The following is a 4,017-nucleotide window of genomic DNA, read 5'->3' as shown; positions in this document are numbered from 1 at the left end:
CGCACACCTCGTCGAAGGCTTCGGTGAAGACGGGGAAGCGGTCGTAGAGTTCGGCGCCCATGCCGGGGCGTTGGCTGCCCTGCCCGCTGAACAGGAAGACGGTCTGACCGGTGGCCTCGGCGGCCCCGCCGGGGTGTACCAGGCTCGGATGTGGTTCTCCGGCGGCCAGTGCCTCAAGTCCCGCCACCAGTTCCTCGCGGTCCTGGCCGATGACCACGGCGCGGTGGTCGAAGAGCGTCCTGGACCGCAACAGGGACCAGCCCACCTCGGCGGCACTCACCTCGGGATCGGCGTTCACCCGTGCCACCAGCGCCCGCGCCTGGCCCCGTAGCGCCTCCGCACCGCGCGCCGACACCACCCACGGCACCGGCCCACCCATCAGCTCCGCCGAGCCCGCCGAGTCCGCCGGTCCTGCCTCGACGGCGCCGACCGCCGCCACTGGCTCCTCAGGCGCCTGCTCCACGATGACGTGTGCATTGGTCCCGCTGATGCCGAAGGACGAGACCCCCGCGCGGCGTGGACGCTCGCCCCGCGGCCACTCCCGGGCCTCGGTCAGCAGACGGACATCGCCCGCGTTCCAGTCGACATTCGGGGTCGGTTCGTCGATGTGCAGTGAGGTGGGCAGCACCCCGTGGCGCATGGCCATCACCATCTTGATGACCCCGGCCACTCCGGCGGCGGCCTGGGTGTGGCCGATGTTGGACTTGATGGACCCCAGCCACAGCGGGCGCCCCTCGGGCCGCTCCTGGCCGTACGTGGCCAGCAGCGCCTGCGCCTCGATCGGATCGCCGAGCGTGGTGCCGGTGCCATGTCCCTCCACCACGTCGACCTCTGCCGGTGACAGCCGTGCGTTGGCGAGCGCCTGGCCGATCACTCGCTGCTGGGAGGGCCCGTTCGGCGCGGTCAGACCGTTGCTCGTGCCGTCCTGGTTGACCGCGGAGCCCCGGATCACAGCCATCACCCGGTGGCCGTTGCGCCGCGCGTCCGACAGCCGTTCCAGCAGCAGTAGCCCGGCGCCCTCGCCCCAGCCGGTGCCGTCCGCCGCCGACGCGAACGGCTTGCACCGGCCGTCGGCCGCCAGACCGCGCTGGCGGGAGAACTCGATGAAGGTGGTCGGCGTGGCCATCACCGTTACGCCACCCGCCAGCGCCATCGTGCATTCGCCCTGCCGCAGTGCCTGGGCCGCCAGATGCATCGCCACCAGCGACGACGAACACGCCGTGTCCACCGTCACCGCGGGGCCCTCGAGGCCGAAGGCATACGCCACCCGGCCGGACATGACACTCGGCGTACCGCCCGCGAGCAGATATCCCTCGACCTCCCGCGCCGAGGAGTTGCCGGAGGCTCCGTAGCCCTGATAGGTGCCGCCCGCGAAGACGCCGGTGGTGCTCCCGGCGAGTGTGTCCCGGTCCAGGCCCGCGCTCTCGAAGGTCTCCCAGGCGGTTTCCAGGAGCAGCCGCTGCTGCGGGTCCATGGCGAGCGCCTCGCGCGGGCTGATGCCGAAGAACGCCGCGTCGAACCCGGCCGCGTCGTGGAGGAAACCGCCCTCGCGCGCATAGCTGGTGCCCAGGCGCTCGGGGTCGGGATCGAAGAGCGTGTTCAGGTCCCAGTCGCGGTCGGCGGGCATCTCGCCGATGGCGTCCCGGCCCGCGACGACCAGTTCCCACAGCTCCTCCGGAGAGCGCACGCCGCCCGGGTAGCGGCAGGCCATGCCGACGATCGCGATCGGCTCGTCGTCGGCGGTCGCGGTCGGCGTGTGGGTGGTGACGGCGGCCTTCTGCCCCGTGAGTTCGGCGCCCAGATACGTGGCGAGCGCGTTCGGCGTCGGATGGTCGAAGACCAGCGCCGGAGCGAGGGCGAGGCCGGTCGTGGCGGCGAGCTGATTGCGCAGCTCGACCGCGGTGAGGGAGTCGAAGCCCAGCTCCTGGAAGGGCTGCCCCGGGGGAACCGCGTCCAGACCGGAGTGGCCGAGGATCGTCGCGGCCAGAGTCTGGACATGGCGGACCAGCAACTGATGGCGCTGGGCGGCGGGCGCCGCGCTGAGCTGTTGCCGCAGCGGATTGTCATCGGCCGCGATGGCCGTGGACGTGGCGGGCTCCGCGCTCGACGGCATCAGACGGGTGAGGAACGGACTCGGGCGCTGCGCGGTGAACGTACGGCCGAACCTCTCCCAGTCGACGTCCGCGATCGTGACGGCTGTGTCGTCGTGTGTCAGCGCGTGCTGAAGTGACGCGATGGCGAGGTCGGTCGGGAGAGGGGAGAGACCCCGCCGCTCGAGGTGGGAGAGCGTGTGCTGGTCGGCGGCCATGCCCGCCTCGCCCCACGGCCCCCAGGCGAGGCTGGTGGCGGGCAGACCCCGGGCCCGGCGGTGTTCGGCGAGCGCGTCCAGGTAGCTGTTCGCGGCGGCGTAGGCGGCCTGTTGCCCGCTGCCCCAAGTCGCGGCGTTCGACGAGAAGAGAACGAAGGCCGCGAGACCGAGGTCCTGGGTGAGGTCGTGCAGATGCGCGGCGGTCAGGGCCTTGGACCGCAGAACGGGCTGCAACCGCCCGGGGTCCAGCTCGCCGATCTGCCCCAGTTCCATCGTGCCGGCGGTGTGGATGACCGCGGTGAGGGGGTGTTCGGCGGGGACGGTGTCGATGAGCCGCCGGAGCGCGGCGTGGTCGGAGACATCGCAGGCGGTGATGGTGACATCGGTCCCCAGCGCGGTGAGCTCCTCGCCGAGCTCGGACGCGCCGGGCGCGTCGGGCCCGGAACGGCTGACGAGGTGGAGACGCGGTGCGCCCCGGCCGGCCAGCCAGCGGGCGACCTGAGCGCCGAGACCCCCGGTGCCACCGGTGATGAGCGTGGTGCCCGACGGCTCCCAGGGAGCGGGAGCGGTGTCGGCGGCGGGCACACGGGTGAGGCGGCGTGCGTACGTACCGGTGGTGCGGACGGCGACCTGGTCCTCGGACTGCCCGGGGACGAGAAGGGCCGCCAGCCGACCCGCGGTGTGGTGGGTCATGGTGGCGGGCAGATCGATGAGACCGCCCCAGCGCTGCGGATGCTCCAGCGCGGCCACGCGGCCGAAACCCCAGATCTGCGACTGCTCGGGGTGGGGGAGGAGGTCGCTGCGGCCGGTGGCGACGGCGCCCTGCGTGACACACCACAGCGGCGCGCTGATTCCGGCGTCGTCGAGAGCCTGGAGGAGGGCCGTGGTGGCGCCGAGCCCGGCGGACACCGCGGAGTGGTCGGCGAGCGGTTCCTTGTCGAGGGCGAGCAGGCTGACGACCCCGGCGGGCTGGAACTCCTCGGTCAGCCGGTCGAGGTGTTCGCGGAACGCGGCGCGATCGATGTGATGAGCGTCGACCGCGCACGGGAGTGCCGTGGCGCCGTGCGCCCGCAGCGCCTGGAGGGTGACCTGGACCGTGATGTGCTCCTCCTGCCCGGCGGGGACGACCACCAGCCAGGTGCCCGTCAGGGCCGGTGCGGTCGGGTCGGGGAGCTGCTGCCACGTGGCCCGGTAGCGCCAGGAGTCGATGGTGGAGCGTTCACGGTGCTGCCGCCGCCAGGCGGACAGTACGGGGAGCGCGGGCAGCAGCGCGTCGATGCCCGGGCTGTCCTTGTCCAGCTGGAGTGTGCTGGTGAGGGCGTCGACGTCGAGCTCCTCGATGGCATGCCAGAGCTGCGCCTCGGCCGGGTCCCCGGCAGTGCCCTCGAAGCTCGCAGGGGCGGCGGGCGGAGCCAGCCAGAAGCGCTGGTGCTGGAAGGCATACGTCGGCAACCCGACGACCTGGGGGGCCGGGTCGGCGGGGAACCAACTGGCCCAGTCGACATCGACACCGGCGGTGTGCAGCCGGGCGAGGGTGTGGGTGACGGCCTGCGCCTCGGGCTGCTGACGAGTGAGGGTGGAGGTGATGAGGGGGGTGGGTTGGTTGGTTTGCGTGGTGTGGTGGTGGAGGGTGTGGTGGGTGGCGGTGGCGAGGGTGGGGTCGGGGCCGAGTTCGAGGTAGAGGCTGGTGTGGGGTGTGGTGTGGGTGA

1 protein-coding gene is annotated in these 4,017 nt (G+C 72.5%); it reads right to left on the bottom strand.

The genetic code is table 11. From position 1 onward, the window contains the following. Positions 1–4,017, bottom strand: a 4,017-nt coding sequence (locus ABD329_RS47380) for an SDR family NAD(P)-dependent oxidoreductase (protein ID WP_344318208.1), incomplete at both ends; no start/stop codon positions are given.

The organism is Streptomyces javensis (genome assembly GCF_039525925.1).
GTDB lineage: Bacteria > Actinomycetota > Actinomycetes > Streptomycetales > Streptomycetaceae > Streptomyces > Streptomyces asiaticus.
The sequence above is the reverse complement of the archived record's forward strand: the minus strand, read 5'-3'. Positions and strand labels throughout refer to the sequence as shown.